Origin of the sequence: Lactobacillus juensis (assembly GCF_036246285.1) — a bacterium.
GTDB lineage: Bacteria > Bacillota > Bacilli > Lactobacillales > Lactobacillaceae > Lactobacillus > Lactobacillus juensis.
This window is the reverse complement of record NZ_BTTS01000001.1, coordinates 296,404-318,333: the sequence shown is the minus strand read 5'-3', so window position 1 is coordinate 318,333 and position 21,930 is coordinate 296,404. Positions and strand designations below refer to the sequence as shown.

General features: G+C 33.2%; 22 protein-coding genes and 3 pseudogenes. 5 read left to right on the top strand and 20 right to left on the bottom strand.

Annotation, left to right across the window (positions count from 1 at the left end):
• Positions 1–14: 14 nt before the first annotated feature.
• The 15 genes from AAA926_RS01585 to AAA926_RS01515 form a co-directional block, all read right to left on the bottom strand.
• A complete protein-coding gene (locus tag AAA926_RS01585; RefSeq protein WP_338206477.1) occupies positions 15–854 on the bottom strand; it encodes a hypothetical protein in 840 nt (279 codons plus the stop codon).
• The gene (locus AAA926_RS01580; RefSeq protein WP_338211709.1) at positions 854–1,561 is read right to left on the bottom strand and encodes an ABC transporter ATP-binding protein; all 708 of its coding nucleotides are present in this window, start codon (positions 1,559–1,561) and stop codon (positions 854–856) included. The genes AAA926_RS01585 and AAA926_RS01580 overlap by 1 nt, the downstream gene beginning before the upstream one ends.
• Positions 1,561–1,926 carry a GntR family transcriptional regulator gene (locus AAA926_RS01575; RefSeq protein WP_046332134.1) on the bottom strand — a complete coding sequence of 122 codons (366 nt, stop codon included), beginning with the start codon at positions 1,924–1,926 and terminating at the stop codon, positions 1,561–1,563. Before AAA926_RS01575 ends, AAA926_RS01580 begins: the two co-directional genes overlap by 1 nt.
• A gap of 147 nt (positions 1,927–2,073) precedes the next feature.
• Complete coding sequence (locus AAA926_RS01570) at positions 2,074–2,913, bottom strand: hypothetical protein (protein ID WP_338211708.1); 840 nt, start codon at positions 2,911–2,913, stop codon at positions 2,074–2,076.
• A gap of 46 nt (positions 2,914–2,959) precedes the next feature.
• On the bottom strand, positions 2,960–3,799 hold the full coding sequence (locus tag AAA926_RS01565; RefSeq protein WP_338206474.1) for a hypothetical protein: 840 nt from the start codon (positions 3,797–3,799) through the stop codon (positions 2,960–2,962).
• A 44-nt stretch (positions 3,800–3,843) separates the two neighbouring features.
• Positions 3,844–4,653, bottom strand: a complete 810-nt coding sequence (locus AAA926_RS01560) for a hypothetical protein (RefSeq protein ID WP_198179207.1) — start codon at positions 4,651–4,653, stop codon at positions 3,844–3,846.
• On the bottom strand, positions 4,653–5,357 hold the full coding sequence (locus AAA926_RS01555) for an ABC transporter ATP-binding protein (RefSeq protein WP_198179206.1): 705 nt from the start codon (positions 5,355–5,357) through the stop codon (positions 4,653–4,655). Before AAA926_RS01555 ends, AAA926_RS01560 begins: the two co-directional genes overlap by 1 nt.
• A gap of 11 nt (positions 5,358–5,368) precedes the next feature.
• Positions 5,369–5,722 (bottom strand): GntR family transcriptional regulator, encoded by a 354-nt coding sequence (locus AAA926_RS01550; protein ID WP_198179204.1) that lies wholly within the window; start codon positions 5,720–5,722, stop codon positions 5,369–5,371.
• A gap of 82 nt (positions 5,723–5,804) precedes the next feature.
• Entirely contained in the window at positions 5,805–6,563 is a 759-nt protein-coding gene (locus AAA926_RS01545; protein WP_338211707.1) for an ABC transporter permease, read from the bottom strand.
• 18 nt (positions 6,564–6,581) lie between these two features.
• The gene (locus AAA926_RS01540) at positions 6,582–7,337 is read right to left on the bottom strand and encodes a DUF2705 family protein (RefSeq protein ID WP_338211706.1); all 756 of its coding nucleotides are present in this window, start codon (positions 7,335–7,337) and stop codon (positions 6,582–6,584) included.
• Positions 7,338–7,342: 5 nt separating this feature from the next.
• On the bottom strand, positions 7,343–8,230 hold the full coding sequence (locus AAA926_RS01535) for an ABC transporter ATP-binding protein (RefSeq protein WP_338211705.1): 888 nt from the start codon (positions 8,228–8,230) through the stop codon (positions 7,343–7,345).
• 330 nt (positions 8,231–8,560) lie between these two features.
• Complete coding sequence (gene pepT, locus AAA926_RS01530) at positions 8,561–9,802, bottom strand: peptidase T (RefSeq protein ID WP_338211704.1); 1,242 nt, start codon at positions 9,800–9,802, stop codon at positions 8,561–8,563.
• A gap of 13 nt (positions 9,803–9,815) precedes the next feature.
• Positions 9,816–10,613 carry a Nif3-like dinuclear metal center hexameric protein gene (locus AAA926_RS01525; protein ID WP_338211703.1) on the bottom strand — a complete coding sequence of 266 codons (798 nt, stop codon included), beginning with the start codon at positions 10,611–10,613 and terminating at the stop codon, positions 9,816–9,818.
• Positions 10,606–11,289 carry a tRNA (adenine(22)-N(1))-methyltransferase gene (locus AAA926_RS01520; protein WP_338211702.1) on the bottom strand — a complete coding sequence of 228 codons (684 nt, stop codon included), beginning with the start codon at positions 11,287–11,289 and terminating at the stop codon, positions 10,606–10,608. The genes AAA926_RS01525 and AAA926_RS01520 overlap by 8 nt, the downstream gene beginning before the upstream one ends.
• A 72-nt stretch (positions 11,290–11,361) precedes the next feature.
• Positions 11,362–12,945 (bottom strand): ATP-binding cassette domain-containing protein, encoded by a 1,584-nt coding sequence (locus AAA926_RS01515; RefSeq protein ID WP_338211701.1) that lies wholly within the window; start codon positions 12,943–12,945, stop codon positions 11,362–11,364.
• 180 nt (positions 12,946–13,125) lie between these two features.
• Here AAA926_RS01515 and AAA926_RS01510 point away from each other — a divergent pair, with 180 nt between their 5' ends.
• Positions 13,126–13,566, top strand: a complete 441-nt coding sequence (locus AAA926_RS01510) for an 8-oxo-dGTP diphosphatase (protein ID WP_198179192.1) — start codon at positions 13,126–13,128, stop codon at positions 13,564–13,566.
• 529 nt (positions 13,567–14,095) lie between these two features.
• Positions 14,096–14,737: a hypothetical protein gene (locus AAA926_RS01505; protein WP_198179191.1), complete on the top strand. Its 642-nt coding sequence runs from the start codon at positions 14,096–14,098 to the stop codon at positions 14,735–14,737.
• A gap of 97 nt (positions 14,738–14,834) precedes the next feature.
• On the opposite strand, the pseudogene AAA926_RS01500 reads toward AAA926_RS01505, so the two are convergent.
• A pseudogene (locus tag AAA926_RS01500) lies at positions 14,835–15,014 on the bottom strand (IS30 family transposase); the annotation flags it as partial.
• Positions 15,015–15,034: 20 nt separating this feature from the next.
• Here AAA926_RS01500 and AAA926_RS01495 point away from each other — a divergent pair.
• From AAA926_RS01495 to AAA926_RS09845, 3 genes and pseudogenes are all read left to right on the top strand, one after another.
• A pseudogene (locus tag AAA926_RS01495) lies at positions 15,035–15,211 on the top strand (tyrosine-type recombinase/integrase); the annotation flags it as partial.
• Positions 15,212–15,381: 170 nt separating this feature from the next.
• Positions 15,382–15,561, top strand: coding sequence for a hypothetical protein (locus AAA926_RS01490; protein ID WP_198179190.1), 180 nt, complete (start codon positions 15,382–15,384; stop codon positions 15,559–15,561).
• Positions 15,545–15,879 (top strand): annotated as a pseudogene (locus AAA926_RS09845) (transposase); the annotation flags it as partial. The gene AAA926_RS01490 and the pseudogene AAA926_RS09845, both read left to right, overlap by 17 nt.
• Positions 15,880–15,975: 96 nt before the next feature.
• Here AAA926_RS09845 and rpoD read toward each other — a convergent pair.
• Genes rpoD through glyQ form a run of 4 tightly spaced genes read right to left on the bottom strand, consistent with a single transcriptional unit; the run spans position 15,976 to position 21,910 of the window.
• Entirely contained in the window at positions 15,976–17,097 is a 1,122-nt protein-coding gene (gene rpoD, locus AAA926_RS01480; protein ID WP_198179189.1) for an RNA polymerase sigma factor RpoD, read from the bottom strand.
• Between the two features lie 13 nt (positions 17,098–17,110).
• A complete protein-coding gene (gene dnaG, locus AAA926_RS01475; RefSeq protein WP_198179187.1) occupies positions 17,111–18,919 on the bottom strand; it encodes a DNA primase in 1,809 nt (602 codons plus the stop codon).
• A 14-nt stretch (positions 18,920–18,933) separates the two neighbouring features.
• Entirely contained in the window at positions 18,934–21,000 is a 2,067-nt protein-coding gene (glyS, locus tag AAA926_RS01470) for a glycine--tRNA ligase subunit beta (protein ID WP_198179185.1), read from the bottom strand.
• On the bottom strand, positions 20,993–21,910 hold the full coding sequence (gene glyQ, locus AAA926_RS01465; RefSeq protein ID WP_198179183.1) for a glycine--tRNA ligase subunit alpha: 918 nt from the start codon (positions 21,908–21,910) through the stop codon (positions 20,993–20,995). Before glyQ ends, glyS begins: the two co-directional genes overlap by 8 nt.
• Between the last annotated feature and the right edge of the window lie 20 nt (positions 21,911–21,930).

Sequence of the window (21,930 nt, the reverse complement as noted above, 5' to 3'; positions counted from 1 at the left end):
TAGTATACGAATTTTTATTTTCCTTCTCTAGCCTCAAAGAATTTACTGAAGAGGATTGTATCCAAGAGCCAAAAGAATAGATTGATTACGAGCATTAAGATTAGTGCTAGGGCTAAATCGTCATTTGTACCTGTGGTTTCTCCCATCATAAATCTAAACGGAAATGAAATTATTTGTAGGCCAATGTTACTGGCTTTGATTGCAAGCCAGGCAACTAAAATAATCACAAACACTGCAATTACCCGAAAGTAAGCTTTGCTAAGTGCTTGGGGAAGAAAATCCAAAAGTGCACGACTGGAGTAGTTTAAAAAACTGATAATGAAGTAACCAAAAAATGCGCAAAGAATAGCCATCATAATTGCACCAAAGAAGTTAAACATAATTTCCAGATCAACTTGTTGCAAATGCCTTCCAATATCAGTAAACATTTCGATTATGACAGTGTGAAACTGACTATCAAAAGTAAAAGTAACAACGCCTAAAATTAATGTGCAAATTATTTCGAGTATCACAAAGAAAAGCAATGCACCAAACGAACTTAAAATATTATCGAAATACAGCTTTTTATCATCAATTGGTACTAAACGCCAAGTCTGACTTTTACTGACACGTTCATTTTGAAAACAGGTGGTTAAATAAAATATCCCGGTAAAAAGCCACGCTGACAACACAAAAATAGTCAGCCATAAGGTAAAGAAATTAGAAAAAATAGTTCTATTAATGTATACATGGCCGTTATTAAAATTGAAAAAAGACATCGCAAATGAAGCTACAGTCTGGATAATTAACAAAATAGAAATCCATTTGGTTTTTAATCTGAAAAGCACCGTAAAATAGCGATTAAAAATAGCCATTATTCATCCTCTTCTCTTTGATAAAAACTCTCATAAAATTCCTCTACACTTTGATTATCAGCCCTAATTGCTTCAGTCGACTTTTGCATACAAACAGTTTTATTTTTAATAATAACAACTTCATCCAAAACCGCAGCGATTTCATTTACGAAATGATCTGAAACTAAAATAGTGGATTTTTCTTGCTTCCATAAAATTATCGACTTAATAATTTTTTTGCGAGCCATAGCATCAATGCCGGAAAAGGGTTCATCCAAAAGATATAAATCTGTTTTTCTGGAAAAAGTTAAAGCAATTACCAGCTTTTCTTTCATTCCTTTAGACATTTCAGATAAGCGCATGTCAGAATCTAAATTCATGAATTTTCTTAACTGCTCAAATTGCTTTAGACTAAAATCATGGTATAAAATTTGGTAAAATTTGACGATATCATTGATTTTAGTTGAATTAGCAAATCCTGTCAGGCCATCAGTAAAAGAAAGATGTGCCTTTCTGTCAGCTTCTTTGGCAAAACCTGCAACTTTAACAGTGCCTCGATAGTTTTTAGCTACGCCACTAATTATTCGCATTAAAGTAGTTTTGCCCGCTCCGTTTTCACCTAAAAGAGCAACAATTTTTCCTGGTTTAAGGGTTAAATTTAAGTCAGTAATAATTTTTTTCTGGTTCTTTTTGTAAACTAAGTCTGTTATTTCTAAGGGATTGCCCATTATTTACGCTCCTCTTTAAGATATTCAGTTAAAGATTTGAGAATTTGTTCATCAGAAACCCCTAAGGAGTTCATGCTCTGAACAAATTTGTCTAGTTCAGCGTCAATTAATTCCCTTTTCGTTTTTTCAAGTAAAGTAGTATCTTCAGTGACAAAATTACCTTCTCCCCTCTTGGTATACAAAATGCCTTCAAAGTTCATTTGTTGTAAGGCACGTTGTACCGTATTGACGTTTACAGTGAGTTGCACTGCTAGTTCACGTACAGAAGGGATTTTTTTACCTGGCTTCAATTTGCCGGTAATTATTTGTCGATATAGGTATTGCTTAATTTGTAAGTAAATGGGAATGTTATCTTTAAATTCCACAAGTCCACCATCCTTTGGCCGTAATACACCTATAATACACTATCATAAACCAGATTTATTTTTTCCGCAAACCTTTTAATTGTTGTAATAACTTACTTTTTTGTGAGAAATTACAAGATTGTAAAACTAATTTTTTTATTTGCCTACCTATTTACGTTCACTAGCTTCATAAAAATGATTGAATAAGAAAACGTTGCTGACCAACAAAATAAGATCGCAAATTGTGGTTGACAAAATTGCAAAAGGTAAATTACTAGAAAAAGCAAGTCCGTAATTAGCTGGGTTAAATACTGATAAAAGAATTTTGTAGACAAATATATGTTGAATTTTAAAAAAGAACCAGATTAGTACAAAAATTATGAATAAATGGAATATCTTTACAAGTGCTCCATTAACGTTGGCGGGTACAAAATCTATTATGGACTGGCTAGCAAAGTTAAAGAAACTGATAACAAAGTATAAAAAGAAACAACTTAAAATGGCTAAGACAATCGTACCAATTACAGTCCAGAAAACATTGTAATCAAAATTAGGATGTAGATCCATTAGGAAATCATGAAGTCCTCGTTGAAAATCTTTATCAACCAAAAAAGATAAGAAACCTAGCATAACTGCAGCAACTACTTCAAGCGAAAGCATGTAAATAAAAGATACAAATGTACTCAAAACATTATCTAGATAAAACTGACTATCACTTATTCCAGCTAAACGCCAGGTTTGACTTCGATTAAATTTTTCACTTTGCAAAGGAGTTAAAATAAATACAAATAATATGACAAAGAAGGCTAAGATGACAAAATATAATGCCCATTCTGGTATCAAACCGACATTATTTTTTAGATTTTTTTGAATATGCCAATTTGTAACTTCATAATAAGTAAAAAAGGCACATGCTAGAGCTGCAATTAGCTGAAAAGACAGTAATATTTTTAATTTTTTTGCTTTAATTTTAAAAAATCTATTGAATAGTCTGCTAAATTCCGACATTTTGACTCCTTATTTTTATTTCTAACTGGTGACAAATATTGTTTTACTAGCTACTTTTTTCTTCTGCCTCAAAGAAATACTTAAATAAAAAGATATTAATAACGTACATTATTAAATTAACAACTACAACAATTACATTAACATATGGTAAAGCGTTGTTATAAGCCGGATTTAAGTTTAAAAAATTCAAGAGGCTGCCTAAAACTTGATCGACAAAAATTTTTTCTACTTTAGTAAAAAGCCATGCTATTACAATAACAATAAAAATATGTAATAGTTTCACAATTAAGCCGTTTGAAGCTACAGGAAGATAATCCATGATGGCTTTACTGGAAAAATTTAAAAAGCTGATCAATAACGAAATGAAAAAGCAACATAAAAGTATGAGTAGCGTGATATCAAAAATAAAACGAATTGTATTTAGTTCAAAATTTGGTCTAAATTGCTTAAACATTCTTTCACAAGAATTACGAAAAGCCTTGTCCATAAAAAATGAAGCGGTTAGCAAGATACCAGCAACAATGATGTTAAGAATAATGAAATAAACAAACGTTGCAAATGTACTTAAGCTGTTAGCGATGTAAAATTTTTCGTTACTAATCGCAGTTAAACGCCATGTTTGACTATGGTTAATCTTTTCATTTTTAACAATAATATAAATAAAAAAGAAAATGACAAAAAAGACACCTAATAGACAAAAGCCCATTAACCAGTCAGGTAAAAGCTCAGTATAAGAATTTAAAAATTCACCTATCTTACCTGTCCCAATTAGCAGACCAAAAACAGAAAATGCAAGGGCACCAACTGTTTGAATAATTAAAAATGAATAAACATTTTTTGCTTTTTCGACAAAGAATCTGCCAAACAAACTTTTAAATGAAGTCATACTCTTCCTCCCTACTATGAAAATATTGTAAAAAATATTATGATTTACTTCTCTTCTGCTTCAAAGAAATGATTGATTAAAAAGACGTTGATGCCAAGCATTATCAAATTAGCAACAAACATCATACCTACAACATATTCTAATCCCGCAAGATCAGTAGCTTTTAGTAAAAAAAGATTTACAAAAGAGTTTATCAATACTCTATAGAGCTTAACAAGCAGTCCCATTAATATGATAATGATGAATATACGAATAAAAGAAATTAAAATATGACTTGATGCTTGTGGTAAAAAACTTAAAATTGCCTGACTGGAAAAGTTGAGGAAACTAACCAAAAAATAAATAAAAAGAGAAGTTAGAATTACCAACAGTATGATACAAATAAAGGTAAGAAATGTGTCAGTATCTAAATTGAGTTCAAACCGCAGATTTTTGCCAAATTGGGGGTAAATTATTAATGACAAAAGGAAAAAACCAATTGCAATTAAAAAATCTAAAAACACAAAATAAATTAATGAAACAAATGAACTTAAGATATTAGCAGCATAGAATTTGCCATCACTGATTGGTGCCAAACGCCATGTCTGACTTCTATTTAAGCGTTCATTCTGAACGACAGTTAAAATATATAAAATAGGTCCAAACAGGAAAGTAAAAGAAGCAAATAAGGCCATCCATCCTGGAAAAAATTCAAGGTTATTGTTCAAATTTAAGTGAAACCTGCCAGAATAAAAACTAAAATAAGTAAAAAACGCTGATGCCAGAGAACTGATAAATTGCAGGACAACTAGTAGATGAACATATTTGGCTTTTTTTTCAAAAAGTTTGCCAAATAAGTGGTTGAAAGTAGCCATTATTCATCCTCCGCCTCATATAAACTTTCATAGTAGTCTTCAACGCTCTTATGGTGTTCGCGTATCTCTTCAGTTGATTTATGAGTATAAATGGTTTGGTCTTTGATTATGACTATTTCGTCTAACATACTGGCAATTTCGTTGACAAAATGATCTGAAACGAGAATTGTTGATTTTTCTGGTTTCCATAAAATGATTGAGTTAATAATTTTTTTACGAGCCATAGCATCAATACCGGAAAAAGGTTCATCCAATAGGTAAAGATCAACTTTGCGCGAAAATGCAAGTGCAATAATTAATTTTTCTCGCATCCCTTTTGACATCTCAGATAACCGCATTTCAGGATCTAATTTCATAAACTGACGAAGTTGCTCAAATTGTTTACCATCAAAATCTTGATAAATAATTTCATAAAATTTAACAATATCTTTGATTTTAGTTGAGTTGTTAAAACCCGTTAGACTATCAGTGAATGATAGCCGGGCTTTTCGTTGAGCCTCTTTACTTTCACCAGAAATTTTTACGGTTCCACGATAGTTTTTAGCCATCCCACTAATTACCCTCATTAAGGTCGTTTTACCAGCGCCGTTTTCGCCTAAAAGTGCTACTATTTTTCCTGGTTGTAAATTTAAGTTGATATTATTTAAAATCGTCTTCAGATTTTTCTTGTAAGTTAAATCTCTGATTTCTAAAAGATTATCCATTTTTTTACTCCCTACTTTAAGTGATTAGCCAAAATAAGATTAGTTTGTTTTGGCGTGATTCCTAAGCTTTTCATGTTCTGAACAAACTTACGTTGTTCAGCAACTATCATGTCTCTTTTGATTTTTTCCAATAATTTTTTATCGCTAGTAACAAAATTACCCTCTCCTCTTTTAGTAATTAAAAGCCCTGACGTAGTCATTTGTTTGAGTGCTTTTTGAATAGTATTAACGTTCACTGTCAACTGCGTTGCTAAATGGCGTACAGAGGGAATCCTCTGATTTGGCTCAAGCTTGCCGGTGATTATTTGGCGACATAGATATTCTTTTATTTGTATATATATCGGTAAATCGTCTCTAAAATTCATAATTTTCTTCTAACTGTATTACATTTATAATACACTATAATATTACAATAAACTTAAAAGTTATGCAATTAATTACTTAAAATCATTTTCTGCGAAAGATTAAATAGCCGGCAATCACAAAAATAAGAATATAGACTAGACTACCCACTAAAAGCTCTTGGTTATTAAGGTGGGTAGTTAAAACATACATGCCATAATTACCATATTGCCTGGTCAAGTCCACCATATTAAAAGGGTTCCATTTCATAATATTCACCAGTTTGCCTCCATTCATTAGGTCCGAAGAAATACTTTGACCCATAAATGTAATTAGAAGGCTTGCTGTAATTACAATTGCACTACTATTAATTAGACACGAGAGTAAAAAAACAATAGCAATAATTAACATTGTAGTTACTAAATCTACTAGAGAAGCAGTTACCATGTTTAGCCATACCGGCTGATGGTATAGATAAAGTTCTGACCAATTAACTCGATAATTAAATATGGTATAACGCAGACAAATGGTATAAAAAAGAGCTAGCAAATGCAGAAAAACATCGTATAAGAACAAAACAATATACTTCGATAAGTAGACATATATTTTATTCGAAGACTTATATAAAAGTGTTAAAATCGTATTGTTTTGAAATTCCATTGAAAAATACGTGGCACCTACTATCACTAGGATAAACATTATAAAATCAGAAGAATCAAAAGTTAATGTTAAAATTAGCTTTTTACTTTCATCTGCTAAAGCGAAACCGGTAATAAGCATTAGAAAAAATAATATGATAGCTGCGATCCAAGTAATTTTGCGGTGCACTAATTTATATAATTCCTGCTTAATACTATAAATCATTTTAGTGATCTCCTCTCTTTATACTCGTCGATGTTTGAATAGATAATATCCTAGAACCATAAAAACTATGCCATAAACGATATTGGCTATAATTAGTTCAAGACTTGATAAATTCGATTTTAAGCTAAGGCTTGAATTTGATAGTTGCTGGGAAATAAAAATCATATTTAAAAAGTTCCATTTAATAGTACTTATAAAATGGGGAAAGGTTTGCATTAATCCTTTGGAAAAGCTGGCGCCAAAAAATGCTAGTACAATTCCAAAACAAACTACTACAGCATTATTTTTAACCAGCATAATGAGCATAAAAGATAAGCCAATGCTAAAAAAAGAATAAATCAATGCTCCTGCCAGGTTAGTTACCAGATCATTTAAAAGATTATTACCATTTTTGTTAACTAACCAATCATATCTGACATTATTAAAGAACATGCTTAAAATCAAGGTAAGTAAAAATGCAATCACTGTTAGGAGAAAACTATAGACTAAGACAACCAAAAACTTGGAAAAGTAAATTTGAAACTTGCTGGAAGTCTTATACTCCAGCATGATAATCGTGTTATTCTTGTATTCCATTGAAAAAATTGCAGATGCTACGGTAATAACTATTAAAGAAATCCACTCATTTGCACCAAATCCGTAGCCAAGGGATTGGCGTGTAATAGGATTAGTAAAAAAGTTGTAAATCATTGTTACAATGAGAATAATCAGACCATACAGAGCAATGTTTTCATGCCTGAACTTATAGATTTCCTGTTTAAAGCTTATAAGCATTTTGTCTAGCCTCTTTTCTTTTCCAAGACATCAACTACAATTCGTTCAAGGTTGGCTTCAAGCGGCAAAATTTCTTTTAAGTGAACACCTTCGTTAAATAGCAGATCTTCTATTTTGTATATGTCGTTTTGACTTACTATCAAATAATTTTCATTTTCTGTAAATGTGATCTGGTAAGCAGCAAAAATCTTTTTGGCAAGTTTATTATTTTCAGTAGTCAAATGGTATTTTTGGTGACTAATTTTTTCAAATTCTTTGACCTCTTTATTCAATATAATTTGTCCTCCGGAGATTAAGACAACTCTCGTCATTACCTTTTGTAATTCACTTAAAATATGACTTGAAATTAAAAAAGCTGTTCCTTGATCAGAATATCTTTTGATTAATTTTCTTACTCGAATCGTTGATTCAATGTCGAGTCCGTTCATTGGTTCATCAAGAATTACAACTTGGGGCTGATTTAATAAGGCGATGGCTATGCCTAATTTTTGCTTCATCCCTAGTGAATATCCTTTAGCCTTATTATTAATATATGAATCCATTTGTAATTCAGAAATCAAATTTGCCATATCTTTTTGATCGTGAGCATAAAGGGTCAAATTTTGCATACCAGTAAGAAATGGGTAAATTGCTGGATGTTCAATTAATGCTCCAACCTTTGTTAAAGCATGATGGTCATTTTCAGACACATTTTTGCCATTAACCTCTATTTTTCCTTTAAATTTCATTAACCCTAAAATGGTTTTCATAATAGTTGTTTTTCCAGCTCCATTTGGGCCTATTAGACCTATTATTTCACCAGCTTTAACATCAAAAGTAGCATTATTTACTAGCACTGTCTTGCCCACATAAGTGCAAACATTATCAACTTTTAGTGCAATAGAACTTCGCATGATCACTCATCCTTTCTCTTATATTATAATAGTGAACTATTTATCTAATACACTAGTATAATAAAATAAATAATCAACTTTTGCAAGGAGTCTTTTGCCTTTTGTCTTAGAAAAATTTAAGTGTTTCACAAATTATCAATATAAAATTTTAAAAAGAAAAAAGGCACATAAAACCATTTTTGATAATGATCCTATGTACCTAAATTTAAATTTCTATTAATTGTGCATAATTTTACTAACTTTTTAGAAGTTAAATTTTCTCCATCAGAACAAGATTTAAGCTTTTAATTATTTTAATAAGAAATAATAAAAACAGTCGTTTTTGTTTCACTATTTATTGCTATTTGCATTCAACTCTATCATTTTAATCATTACATCTACTGCTTTTGCCATAGATTCAAGCACGGTATATTCAAAGCGTCCGTGCATATTTTCTTGTCCGGAAAAAAGATCTGGACAAGGTAGACCTCTGTAAGTTAAAAGTGAACCATCAGTGCCACCTCTGACAGGGTCCTCGTTGATCGTAAGTCCTTCAGCCTCATATGCTTTTCTAGCTAAGTTAACAATTTCCATATGGTCTTTTAGCACATCAGCCATGTTATAATACTGATCCCTCATTTCGAGTTTAATTCTTTCGGTGCCAAATTCCTTATTCATTTGGTTAACGATTGTTTTAACCTTATTTTTGCGATTTTCAAGACCGTCTCTTTCAAAGTCACGAACAATGTATTCCATTTGCGCATTGTCAACCGTACCAGCAAAATGGGTTAAATGGTAAAATCCTTCTCGTCCAGCTGTTTTTTCAGGAACCTCATTTTGCGGAAGCTGATTTTGAAAGTTAATACCAATCTGAATTGCATTAATCATTTGATCTTTTGCCACAGATGGATGAACATTAACCCCTTGAATATCAAGGGTAAAGGTTGCAGCAGAAAAGGTACCCCAATCTAACTTACCCGGAGCACCACCATCAACTGTAAAAGCGAAGTCCGCTCCAAATTCATCAATATCAAAATGCTGTGCGCCCATTCCAATCTCTTCATCAGGAGTAAAGCCAAAGCGAATTTTACCGTGTTTTATTTCTGGATGGTCTAATAAGTATTCTGCTACAGTAACTAATTCTGCTACTCCACACTTATCATCGCCGCCAAGCAGTGTGTCTCCGGAAGCTGTAATAATAGTTTGTCCCGCATATTTCTTTAAGTTAGGAAACTCGGCAGGATCCAGATAAAAATTAGAGTCGCCTAATTGAATTTTAGATTTGCCATCATAATTTTCATGAACTTGCGGCTTAACATTTTCCGCATTAAAGTCTGCAGTATCGCAGTGCGCTAAAAGTCCCATTACTGGAACATCATAATCAACATTTGCCGGTATTTCAGCAATGACGCAGCCTGATTTTTGATTATAATGCACATCAGATAAACCCAATTTTTCCAGGTCAGGCAGAATATATTCTTTTTGAAAAATTTCTTGTCGCTTTGTCGAAGGAAAACGATCAGAGTGCTCATCAGAGCGTGAATTAACTTTGACATATTTTAAAAATCTAGGTAATAAATTTGGATATTTCATTGTCTCTCCTTAATTAAAATAAATCTTGAAATGGGTTTGTAGAAACTTTTGATTCTGTGACATCAACATCCCATGAATTTTCTTTGTTCCATTTAAGCAACTTTTGAAAAATTTTTTGTTTAAATATTTTTTCAGTATAGTGCCCTGGATCAACTACTGTCAAACCTGCTGAAATCATATCATGTCCCGTATGGTAGTATACATCGCCTGTGATAAATGCATCTATTTTTTCTTCTACTGCTTGATGCCAATATTTTCCGCCGTCACCACAAATAAAGCAGACAGAAGAAATCAGTTGCTCATTATCAGCAGTAATTAATCTTACCATTTTTACGTGCATTTTGTCTTTGACATAATAAGCAAATTCCCTAGCAGAAAGAGGCTGGGCTAGTCTACCCTTACGCCCTATAGCTATGCCATCTTCATCAGGACAAAATGGTTCAATATCTTTTAATCCCAGTTCTTCAGCTTGCCAGTCGCTTGATCCATCTTCTGCTTTATCAGAATTAGTATGAATAGAATAGACGGTAATTCCATGAGCAATAATTTTGCCATACATCGCATATTGGGGATTAGCAAAATCAAGATTTTGAGCCGGACGAAACATTAACGGATGATGACTAATGATTAAATTTGCCCCTTTTTGTATTGCTTCGTCAACTACCTGCGGTCTGACATCTAAGGTAGTTAGAACCTTGGTCACTTTTTGCTTCATCGAGCCGATTTGAAGACCAACTGGATCACCTTTACTAGCTATTTCTTCTGGAAAATGTTGCTGTAAAACAGCTATTATATCTTCTACTTTAGTCATTTATTTCTTCCTCGATCATTTTTATTTCTGACTCAATTTTGTGCATATAGACCAAATCTTTTTCTTTAGCCTTATTTAAATTAAGCAGTAATTTCTTGTGATATGCAAGTTGACCTCGCCATTTTTGATAAAAAACTTCATTTTTTTTTGTTAAGATTTCTGGACCAAAAAATAATTCTTTTTCTGTCAATTTGACAATTTTATTAGTTTTTTCTGCCTTAATTAGTTCGTATGTGTGTCCTGCTTCAGAAATAATTTTTTCTCTTTTTATTTGATAATTATGATTCATTAACCAGTTTCGGACACCCGGCTCACCTATATTTGGCTCAAGGATTAAAGTTTTGAAAATAGAATCTTTTAGCCAAGCATCATTTAAAATCTGCGTTATTAACTTGCCGCCCATTCCGGCAATAATTACTGTATCAATTTGATCAGCAGAATTAATAGTATCAAGTCCTGCCCCAAGCCTAGTTTCAATATTCCCATCTAAACCAGCAGCTGCTATGTCTTTTTTCGCATTCTCCAATGGTCCAGCTGCAACATCACTAGCAATAGCAAACTGAATCTTATTTTCTTTCACTAGTTGAATTGGTAAATAGGCATGATCTGTACCAATATCTGCAATGCGTGCACTCTGGTCAACCATTTGTGCCAATGAGTTCAATCTTAAGTTCATTTATATCCTACTTTCTTCATAATAAAATTTTAGCATAATGAATTTTTATTAGATAAAGATAAAATAACGATTTTAAATACTTTTTTTATTAGCTTCTAAATCGATCTTACGATCAAACATGCTTGCTTCATCTGTAGATATATGATGAGCAACTTCGATTACTGTTCCGGAAAATTCTTTTAAAAAAGTAGCGTGAATTCTTCGAGATAATTTTGTGTCCAATGAGGCAGTAGCTTCGTCTGCTAACAAAATTTGCCTTTTCTTGAGTAATGCGCGGGCAATTTCTATGCGCTGATTTTGTCCTCCTGACAAATTTTTGCCTCCAAGACCAACTTGATACTGATACCCTTTTTTTCTTACCAGTTCTTCTAGGCCTGCTTTAGAAACGGCCTTATTCAGTTCTTGTTTGGTAGCCTTTTGTCCTAAAGTAATATTGTATTCAATCGTGTCATTTAAAATAAAAGGTTGTTGATTGATTAAAGCAAAAAGTTCATGGTCTTTATTCCAATTACCACTAGCCTTTTCTCCATTTATCAGGTAAGAGCCTAAATCCAGCTTATATTTTCCTATCAAGACTTTGAGCAAAGTTGATTTTCCCCAACCTGAAGGAGCCTGTAATAATATTTTTTCCCCCTTTTTGATTACCAAATTTACTTTTTGAAAAATAGTTTGTTTATCAAAATAGATTGTGGCATTGCTTAAACTCAAATTATTGAAAACAGGGATTGAACTATTATCGCTTGCTTGTCTTTTATACTTTTGTATTTTTATAAATTTAGTCCAAATGGGAGTGGTTGTTTTAATATCATTAACGCACATAAAAATATTAACTATCGGATTCACGAAATTATTCGATAGCTGCACAATCATCATAAAAGTACTCAAAGCAATATTTCCTATAGTTATCAAATAAACTCCAACACTAAATGGAATAATCATGCCAAAACAATATGCGGCAAAAGAGGTTAATTCGTTTGCAATGCCCTTGGATAAATTCGTTGATTGTAAGGCGTCCTCCATTTTGCGAGCGCTTTTTATTAAACGCTTAGCAATAGAATTTTCTGAATTATATAAAGAAAAAAAGGTTGTGCCGTTAATCGTTTCCGTAACGGTAGCGGTATAATTACTATTTGCCCTTTCCCATTTTTTAGAATTAGCAGAAATTTTTTTACCGGCAAAATTTTGAACTAAGGCTGGAATTATTGCTGCAATAAAAAAAACCAAAGAAATAAACCAAGATGTAATCACTGCAGTGATAATAGCAGTCAAAAATTTTAAGATGTAATTAAAAATTTTTAATTCGGCAACAACTTTACTAGTCTCAATTTGTTTAAGGTCGTTTGTCATAAATGAAGTATCAAGTTTAGCTTGATCATTAATATTAACGATATGATCTGTTGCTATCTCTTTGATTTTGATGTTAATATCATGGATCAAATTTAAAAAGGAATACTGAAAAAGTATTCCAATTATACTGAAAATAATTAATCCGCTAATGGCGAATAAAGTTAATCCGAGCAAATTTCCCGTAGGCTTTTGAGCAAAGGAAATGAATACTTTTAATAGATAAGCTAAAAATACTGACTGAAATGAATCAAGAATTGAAATAATTAGAAAAAGAAAAAGTTTCCATTTCTTTGCATATTTGATAGCCATGTTATCCTCCTAAAACTTAAAACAGTATTACAAGTATAATGGAACAAATTAATAAATGCCACAAAATCCCTAGTATAATTTTAATTTGCCGGCAAAAAAGTGAGAAAAATTTTCTTTTTCTTTCTAAATTGCTATTTTATAATTGATAATAAGATTTAAAAGAAAGAGATTTTTGACTTAATGGATAGAACTGAACCTGTTACTTTGACAAATATGTGCATGATTAAAAAAAACGATAATATCTTAGTTTTGGATCGTAATGACCCTTATTGGCCAGGATTGACTTTTCCGGGTGGTCATGTGGAAAATCACGAATCTTTTTATGACTCAGTAGTGCGCGAGGTTAAGGAGGAAACGAATTTAGATATTAAAAATCCTCGTCTTTGTGGAATTAAACAATTTTATGATGAAAACGACCACCGCTATCTTGTCTTTTTTTATATTGCCACTAAATTCACCGGTAAAGTCAAGGCCTCAAGAGAAGGTAAATTAACCTGGATGACTAAAGAAGAACTTTTCAAACATAAATTGGCATATAATTTTGACCGCGACTTGCTAGTATATTTTAATGAAAACATTGATGAGCATATCTTAGATGGTGAGCGAGACGAATTATTTTAAGGAGTATTTGAAATGCTTTCTGATAAATTAATTAGACGATGGCACCCTGGACAAATAATTGTTCAAGAATTTTGCTTATTGTGGCACTTGTGCTATTTTTCAAAATCAACCCCCTAACCAAGAGTAGACTTGGAGCAGTAGTAGTTCTGCCGGTTTTATTCATAGCATAATAATAAGTGTGTTAAAATATGATTGTAAAAGTAATTTGAAAATAATTTCAGATCAAAAAAGAGGCCTATAGTGACGTGAACCCTGCTAACAGATCTTATAGTATTCAAGATTGTGATGTTCGTGGTATGAATGCAATCTATTCTACATCTGCCCTATTCTCCGTGAGAGATTCAGAAGATATTATAACTGTTATTACTTATATGAAAATTGTCCCAAAGAGCAATCGTTAGTGTAAGTGTAATGGGTTAATTGATTTTTAATTACTTTTACACACGTTGTCCCTTAATTAAGCATTTAACTATAGGACATTTTTAAAGTCGTAATTTTATGTTGGTTTCAGAAGGGAGTTGAAAATAATATGCGACTGAGCAAAGAAAAATTAGTATTAGGATGTATAATATTTTTAGGGTTATGCATTTTTGGGAGTCAAATATCTCATGCAAAAACAGTTCCTCAAATAAGTAAAACGACTTTGACTTTCAATAAGAATGACAATGAAGCTAAACTAAAAGGTAAAGCTAAAGGTATCAAAAAGTTAAAGGTACTATATAATAGAAATGTAATTAAAACAGTTAATATTAGTAAAAAAGGACGCTTTTCTTCAAATCTGAAATTTAGTGGCTATAAAGATGTTATCTTATGTGGTTTAAATAAGTCTGGTAAAGAAATAGTAACTAGACGAAAACTAAGCAGTAAAAATTATGCTTCACCTAAACCGATGATCAATAAGATTGAACAAAAAAATGGTACAATTTATTTTGACGTGAATGCCAATGAAAATAGTACTCTTATTTTTTATTATAATGGGAAGAAAATTTATACAACTAGAATGAATAAAACAAATTCTCATGACATGACAGTAGCTTTTTCAGATTTTAATCTTACTAATGATTCAAAATACATTTTTATTAAACAAAAGCAAGTAGGTAAAAAGATTAGTCCGGCCATCAAAACATTAATTCCGGATGAGGGGCAATCTATCGTTTCAACGTATAATTAGACAAAACAAGGGTTCAATGTCATTAAGTTAAGCAAAACTTTTAATTTAAAAACTGCAATTTTTTAAATTCGAAAATTGCAATTTTAAGTTGAACACCCTACTTGATCTGATAGATGCAATCTAATCTTCTTTCGTATAATCCATCGGGTGTGTGGTAGGCTAAGATCTTGCGGGGCAGGTTATTGCACCATTCCTCAATGCCATAGATTTGCCTTAAGTCATAATCCTTGATGCACTTGCCTTTAGGAATGAAGCGCTGGATTAGCCGGTTGTGCCGCTAACCCTCAATTAAAAAAACATATTACAGTTCATGGCTTTAGACACACTTATGCTACCCTTAATAAAGGAGAAGATATGACTGATGTACAAGCCGTAATGGGACATGCTAATGTTTCAATGACGAGACATTATACACATTCAACTCCAGAAGGTAGAAATAGAGTAAGAATTTACATGAACGATTTAGGTCTTTAAATAATCTTTTCGAACTTTTTTCGGCTCTATAATTTATCCTGTTGATGACTTATCCATGTGATAAGCTGTTAATGGGTTTTTTATCGCATAAAAAAAGAAGACATTTTCCTCTTGCTTCGTGTAATAAAATATTAACTTCACCCAATATTTTTTTATAGAAGGTTTGAATTTTGTCCTCTCTCAATAATTATATTAAATTTGCGCTTGATATTAAAGATCAAAACATTGTTTTTGAAGTTTATTTCTTCCGTTTGGTTAACGGCTATAAGCAGAAGGTTTACCAAGCTGTCTTATTGCAGCCCAGTTGTCCCTTTTGTGGCTCGCAGGAGCTGCAGCACGGATCTCACTAATGCCTACAACCTGCTGCAGTCATTTTATGATGCTTTAGCCGCCAAAGATCCGCAGGCAATTATAGAAGTCATTCATATGTTGGCTGGCAAATGCATCAAACACTGTTAATTTTTAAGCATAATCTAAAAACAGTGATCAACGGGATAACATCGAATTATTCCAACGGCTGCTTAGAAGGATTTAATCGTAAAATTAAACAAATTGAGCGCACAGCTTTTGGCTACGCCAATTTTTCCAATCTGCTATCCAGGATTAGATTGGCAGAAAACAAGGCAAAAGAAAAAGAAACAAGCAGTTTATTAGCTGCTTGTTTCTAATTCAACAGGATTTGCCAAATAGCCATAAAAGTATCGTCATACTTCTATCTGCTTCCTACTTTAGGATGTTTGCCAAATAGCCTTTATTTTATCTTGTTAATCTAAGAAATCACGTAATTGATTTGATCTGCTTGGATGCCGTAATTTACGTAAAGCTTTAGCTTCAATTTGGCGAATTCGCTCTCTTGTAACTCCAAATACTTTACCAACCTCTTCTAGAGTTCTCGTGCGACCATCATCAAGTCCAAAACGTAAGCGAAGAACATTTTCTTCACGGTCTGTTAAGGTGTCAAGCACTTCTTCTAATTGCTCTTTGAGCATTTCATAAGAAGCATGTTGTTCTGGACTAGTTGCATCTTTATCCTTAATAAAATCTCCTAAATGTGAATCATCTTCTTCACCTATTGGAGTTTCCAAGGAAACCGGCTCTTGAGCTATCTTTAAGATATCACGAACTTTAGACGTAGGCATGTCCATTTCTGCTCCTATTTCTTCTGGAGTTGGTTCACGTCCTAAGTCTTGCAGTAATTGTCTTTGAATCCTGATTAACTTATTAATAGTTTCTACCATGTGAACTGGAATTCTAATGGTTCTAGCCTGGTCCGCAATCGCACGAGTTATTGCCTGCCTGATCCACCAAGTTGCATAAGTTGAAAACTTGAAACCCAGGCTGTAATCAAATTTGTCTACAGCTTTCATCAGCCCCATATTTCCTTCTTGAATGAGATCAAGAAAAGACATCCCACGACCTACATAACGTTTGGCAATAGAAACAACTAAACGCAAGTTAGCTTCTGCCAGCTCCTGCTTAGCTTCTTCATCACCTTTTTCAATCCTTTTTGCTAAAGAAATTTCCTGATCTGCATTCAGTAGGGGTACCCGACCTATTTCTTTCAGATACATTCTGACCGGATCATTCATCCTAACGCTTGAAGGTGCTGACATATCTTTTAATTCAGCTTTTTCAACATCTTTTTGCTTTTTCAAGGCTAATCTCGATGGGTTACCTTTTTCATCAACAATACTGATGCCGTTATCCTCAAATTCTTGAACTAATTGGTCAACTGCTTTTCCCTGTAGTTTATAGGGCTTTATCAATTGAGCAACAAAGTCCTTTTCCGTAATAGATTTATCTTTTTTAACATCTTTAACAACCTTTTTAACCATCTTGTCTAAAGACAATTTTTCGTTGCTAGCTGCTTTTTCCTTATCTGCCACAATAAGCCCCCCTTTAACCCTGAATTCTTTTTAACTGCAAAATTTTGCGAGTAATATCTAATATTTCGTCTGTGTCAGTTTTTCGTTTTGCGTCTTGTAAATCATTCATTAAATGTTGCAGTTTAATATTAATCTTGCGCATATTTAATGCGTTTATTTGCTCATCAATTTCGCGGTCTGAAAAATCCTGGGGCATGTTTGTCATTTCAGCATTAACTATTATACCTTGAAGTTCGCTGGGAATAAAATCTAAGAAACTATTAACTGTCGGATTTTCTTGATTTTCACTAAAATTTAACCATAATTCCGCTAATCTTTGAAATTTGGAATCTGGAAATAAAAATTGATGGGAAAGTAAATATTCTTGAGCATGCTTTGAATGAATAAATAAATATAATAAGCGTGTTTGAATAGGATCGCTGACCTCCTCTTTTTGAACCTTAGCTATAGGTGCATTAGCATAACTATTAAAGGACTCATGCTCTTTCGAAGCTGGATAGCCTTGATGCCTCTTTGCTTTGTTTTGCTGCCTGCGGTATTTTGTCAAGTTCACTTTCAGTGAATCTTGCGCCACACCTTGTTCTTTGGCAATTTTGTTCAAATATAAATCTTGTTCAACTGGATTTGATAACTGAGCTATTTCTTTCATAGCCTCATCCAAGTAAGCCAATTTCTCTCTATCATTTGCCAGATTGTATTTCTGCTTTAGACTTTTAAGGAAAAAATCTGTCGGTGTCAACGCACCTTTGACTTCGTCTTGGTATTTTGCAGCACCATATTTTTTGACATATTCATCAGGATCAAGTTTTTCAGGCAAAACAACAATTCCTAAGTTAAAGCCCCCAACTTGATTAAACATTCTAGTTGCTCGTTCTTCAGCATGTATTCCCGGATCATCGCCGTCATAATTGATAATGATATTTTTAGTAATCCTGCGTAACATATATACTTGTTGATCTGTCAAACTGGTCCCCATTGAAGCAATGCCAGACTTTATTCCGGCTTTATATGCTGCAATTACATCCATATAGCCTTCATACAAAATTAAATGCTTTTCACTTCGAGCTTCCTTTTTTGCTTCCGCAAAATGGAACAGAGTCTTTGATTTGGTAAATATTTCGGTTTCTGGACTATTAATATATTTAGCTTCCGTTTTATCATTAGAAAGCCTTCTGCCAGAAAAACCAACGACATAGTCTCCTTCGTTACTAAGCGGAAACATTAACCTTTCCCTAAAACGATCGAATAATTCTCCATTTTGCGATTGAACAAACAGACCGCTTTTGATCAGATCCTCATCTTTAAAATCTTGTCCCCGAAGGTAAGTTAAAAGTAAATTATTTTGTTTGGGAGCATAACCAATCCGGAAATGATTAATTATGTCTTGATTAAGGCCACGTTTTTCTGCGTAACTATACCCTGGTTTTCCTGCGTTAGTAGAAATTAGTACTCTGTGATAAAAGTCGGCTGCTTCTTCATTTATTTTGATAAGTACATTAGAAAATTTTGGCTTTTGACTGGAATATTCTCCAATATCAATATGAGCAAAATCAGCTACTTTTTGAACACTTTCCGGAAAAGTTAAATTTTCCTTATACATCAGAAATGAAAAAACATTGCCACCTTTACCGCAACCAAAGCACTTAAAAAATTGTTTTCCTTCGCTAACGGTAAATGAAGGCGTTTTTTCTTCATGAAAAGGACAGAGACCGACAAAATCTTTGCCCTTCTTTTCAAGTGAAACATACTGACTTATGACATTGACAATATTGACATTATTACGAACTTTAGCAATTGTATCTTCAGGTATAAGACCAGCCATCTTTCCACCTACTTTTATTTAATAACTAATTTGCTTAGATCACCGAGCCGTTTTGCAAGTTGTGCTATCCCATTAAGCTGTGCTAAACGGTTATTTTTAATAGCTTCATTCTTATCCATAATCATATTTGTCTCAAAGTAAACATCAATGATAGGTTGCAGCTTTACAAAGCCATCATAAAGTTTTGAGAGATCATTAACTTTGCTCAAGCTGCTAACTCCATCAGCAAGTTCAGTTTCAGTATCGTTTTCAAACAATTCCGTTTTTACTATGTTTTGGCCCTTGTACTTAGCTTTTTGCAAAATATTATTTATTCTGATTAAGCTTTCAACAACTGGTTTGAATTTATCATCATCATGATGTAATTGCAAAACTTTTGCTGCAGCCAAAATTTGGATGGGATCTTGTTGACTTGAAGCCAGAACCGCATCAATGATGTCATATTTATAGTTATTTTTCTGTAAATACTGTTTAATGCGATCACGAATAAAGGATGAAATTTCCTCTTCCTGTTCAGCTTTTTTAGGCAGTTTAGCTGGTGTTTTATTTTCAAGAGCTGAAACAATTTCCGGTAGAAATTCGTTAAATGGTAATGACCATTTTTGATTCAATAAAATGCGCACGATGCCGTAGGCATAGCGACGAAGTGCATAGGGATCATTTGAAGAAGTAGGAATCATACCAGCAGCAAAGAAAGTAATAATAGTATCTAATTTATCAGCAACGGATAATAATGAACCTACCGTTGTTTGAGGTAATTCTCCTTCAGAGGTAGTTGGCATGTAATGCTCTTCAATGGCATCGGCAACATCATCCTTTTCACCCGCTAATTTGGCATAGTGCTTTCCCATTACTCCTTGAAGTTCAGCAAATTCTCCCACCATTTGGGTAACTAAATCAAACTTGTAAAGCTGACTGGCACGATCAAAATCTTTGACCACTTGGTCATTTAGTTGCCATTTGTTAGCCAAGAAGTCACCTATAATCCGAACGCGTTTCATCTTTTCTGACATTGATCCAATTTTATCGTGAAACGAAACATTATCCAGTTTTTGAACAAAATGGCTCAGAGGGTATTTACGGTCTTCATCGTAAAAGAATTGCGCGTCATCAAGCCGTGCTACTAGCACTTTTTCATTACCTGAAACAACATTTTCCAAATAGTCTTTATTACCATTTCGTACAGCTATAAAATGATTGATTAATTTATCATCTTGATCATAAACTTCAAAGTAACGTTGATTGTCCTTCATGGATGTTATTAAAACTTCTTTAGGCATTTCCAGATATTTTTTGTCAAAAGAGCCGGTGAAAACTGTAGGATATTCAACCAAATTTGTTACTTCTTCAAGTAAACTTTTATCTGGCTTAATTTGCCAATTATTCTTTTTAACCAATTTGTTCATTTGATCAACTATCATTGTGCGACGTTTTGTTGAGTCAACAATTACAAACTGATCTTTTAAGGCATCTTCATAGTCACTAGAGTTAGCTAGAACAACACTGTCTCCTAAAAAACGATGACCTTCAGTTTTTCGTCCAGCTGTGATATCTAAAATTTTGACTGGTACTACTTCATTGCCATAAAGTGAGACTAGCCAATGAATAGGGCGAACAAACTCAAAATCATGAGAATCCCACCGCATCTTGGTTGGAAAAGTCATAGCTTTGACAATGTCGCTCATACCTAAAAGAATATCAGTGGCTTTTTTACCTTCTTTTTGAACATGCACATAAGCATATTCAGTACCTTTTAATTCCTCAAAATAAATATCATCAGTAGTCATTCCTTGACCACGAGCAAATCCTTGAGCAGCTCTAGTCCAATTTTTATCCTGATCCAGTGCAATTTTTTTGGCAGGCCCCTTTTTTATTTCATCAATATCGGCCTGTTTTTCAGAAAGCTCCTCTACTAAAATAGTTAGCCTTCGAGGTGTTGAAAATGTTTTAATGCTTTTAAATTTGAGTCCGTTTTCTTTAAGAAACTTGCTGGTTTTTTCAGCTAACTGCTTAACACTCCTTTCAACGACATGGGCCGGCATTTCTTCAGTACCAATTTCAAATAAATAATCTTTAGCCATTTTCTAGTCCTGCCTTCTTATCTTCTGCATTTTTTAACAAAGGAAAACCTCTTTTTTCACGTTCTTTTACAAAACATACAGCTACTTCATGTGCCATATTTCTAATTCTGGCCAAATATCCTGCTCTTTCAGTAACTGATACAGCTCCACGAGCATCGAGCAAATTGAAAGTATGTGAACATTTCAAAATATAGTCATAAGCAGGCTGCACCAAATTAAGTCCAATTAATTCCTGGGCTGTTCTTTCATAAGTGTCAAAAAACTTTAAGAGATCTTCCTGGTTTGATTCTTCAAAAGCATATTTAGAGTTCTCATACTCAGCTTCTTTAAATATGTCGCGATAAAGAACCCCATCTCCCCATTCAAGGTCAAAAACAGAATTAACATCCTGTATATAAGAAGCTAGTCGTTCAACACCATAAGTTATTTCACTCATTGTTGGCTTAACATCGAGTTCGCCGACAGTTTGAAAGTATGTAAATTGACTTACTTCCATGCCATCAAGCCAAACTTCCCAACCAACACCAGCGCAGCCCATCGAAGGATTTTCCCAGTTGTCTTCGACAAAGCGAATATCATGCTCTAAAGGATTTATCCCAAGTTCCTTCAAACTATCCAAATAATACTGCTGAATATTTTCTGGTGCTGGCTTAATTACTACTTGGAATTGATGGTGTTGAAACAAACGATTAGGATTTTCCCCATATCTGCCGTCAGCTGGACGTCTTGAAGGCTCTACATAACAAGCTGCCCAGGGCTCCGGTCCAACAGCACGCAAAAAAGTATAAGGACTCATAGTTCCTGCACCCTTTTCAACATCATAAGAAGGCATTACCATGCATCCTTTAGAAGACCAAAACTTTTCTAATTTAAAAATCATATCTTGAATAGTTAATTTTTTCTTTGCCATTTATATTTCCTTCCTGCATA

What these genes read in the sequence shown, in the direction of transcription:
- AAA926_RS01585 (WP_338206477.1), bottom strand. Translation starts at nt 854, where the DNA reads ATGGCTATTTTTAATCGCTATTTTACGGTGCTTTTCAGATTAAAAACC.
- AAA926_RS01580 (WP_338211709.1), bottom strand. Translation starts at nt 1,561, where the DNA reads ATGGGCAATCCCTTAGAAATAACAGACTTAGTTTACAAAAAGAACCAG.
- AAA926_RS01570 (WP_338211708.1), bottom strand. Translation starts at nt 2,913, where the DNA reads ATGTCGGAATTTAGCAGACTATTCAATAGATTTTTTAAAATTAAAGCA.
- AAA926_RS01565 (WP_338206474.1), bottom strand. Translation starts at nt 3,799, where the DNA reads ATGACTTCATTTAAAAGTTTGTTTGGCAGATTCTTTGTCGAAAAAGCA.
- AAA926_RS01560 (WP_198179207.1), bottom strand. Translation starts at nt 4,653, where the DNA reads ATGGCTACTTTCAACCACTTATTTGGCAAACTTTTTGAAAAAAAAGCC.
- AAA926_RS01555 (WP_198179206.1), bottom strand. Translation starts at nt 5,357, where the DNA reads ATGGATAATCTTTTAGAAATCAGAGATTTAACTTACAAGAAAAATCTG.
- AAA926_RS01550 (WP_198179204.1), bottom strand. Translation starts at nt 5,722, where the DNA reads ATGAATTTTAGAGACGATTTACCGATATATATACAAATAAAAGAATAT.
- AAA926_RS01545 (WP_338211707.1), bottom strand. Translation starts at nt 6,563, where the DNA reads ATGATTTATAGTATTAAGCAGGAATTATATAAATTAGTGCACCGCAAA.
- AAA926_RS01540 (WP_338211706.1), bottom strand. Translation starts at nt 7,337, where the DNA reads ATGCTTATAAGCTTTAAACAGGAAATCTATAAGTTCAGGCATGAAAAC.
- AAA926_RS01535 (WP_338211705.1), bottom strand. Translation starts at nt 8,230, where the DNA reads ATGCGAAGTTCTATTGCACTAAAAGTTGATAATGTTTGCACTTATGTG.
- pepT (WP_338211704.1), bottom strand. Translation starts at nt 9,802, where the DNA reads ATGAAATATCCAAATTTATTACCTAGATTTTTAAAATATGTCAAAGTT.
- AAA926_RS01525 (WP_338211703.1), bottom strand. Translation starts at nt 10,613, where the DNA reads ATGACTAAAGTAGAAGATATAATAGCTGTTTTACAGCAACATTTTCCA.
- AAA926_RS01520 (WP_338211702.1), bottom strand. Translation starts at nt 11,289, where the DNA reads ATGAACTTAAGATTGAACTCATTGGCACAAATGGTTGACCAGAGTGCA.
- AAA926_RS01515 (WP_338211701.1), bottom strand. Translation starts at nt 12,945, where the DNA reads ATGGCTATCAAATATGCAAAGAAATGGAAACTTTTTCTTTTTCTAATT.
- AAA926_RS01510 (WP_198179192.1), top strand. Translation starts at nt 13,126, where the DNA reads ATGGATAGAACTGAACCTGTTACTTTGACAAATATGTGCATGATTAAA.
- AAA926_RS01505 (WP_198179191.1), top strand. Translation starts at nt 14,096, where the DNA reads ATGCGACTGAGCAAAGAAAAATTAGTATTAGGATGTATAATATTTTTA.
- dnaG (WP_198179187.1), bottom strand. Translation starts at nt 18,919, where the DNA reads ATGGCTGGTCTTATACCTGAAGATACAATTGCTAAAGTTCGTAATAAT.
- glyS (WP_198179185.1), bottom strand. Translation starts at nt 21,000, where the DNA reads ATGGCTAAAGATTATTTATTTGAAATTGGTACTGAAGAAATGCCGGCC.
- glyQ (WP_198179183.1), bottom strand. Translation starts at nt 21,910, where the DNA reads ATGGCAAAGAAAAAATTAACTATTCAAGATATGATTTTTAAATTAGAA.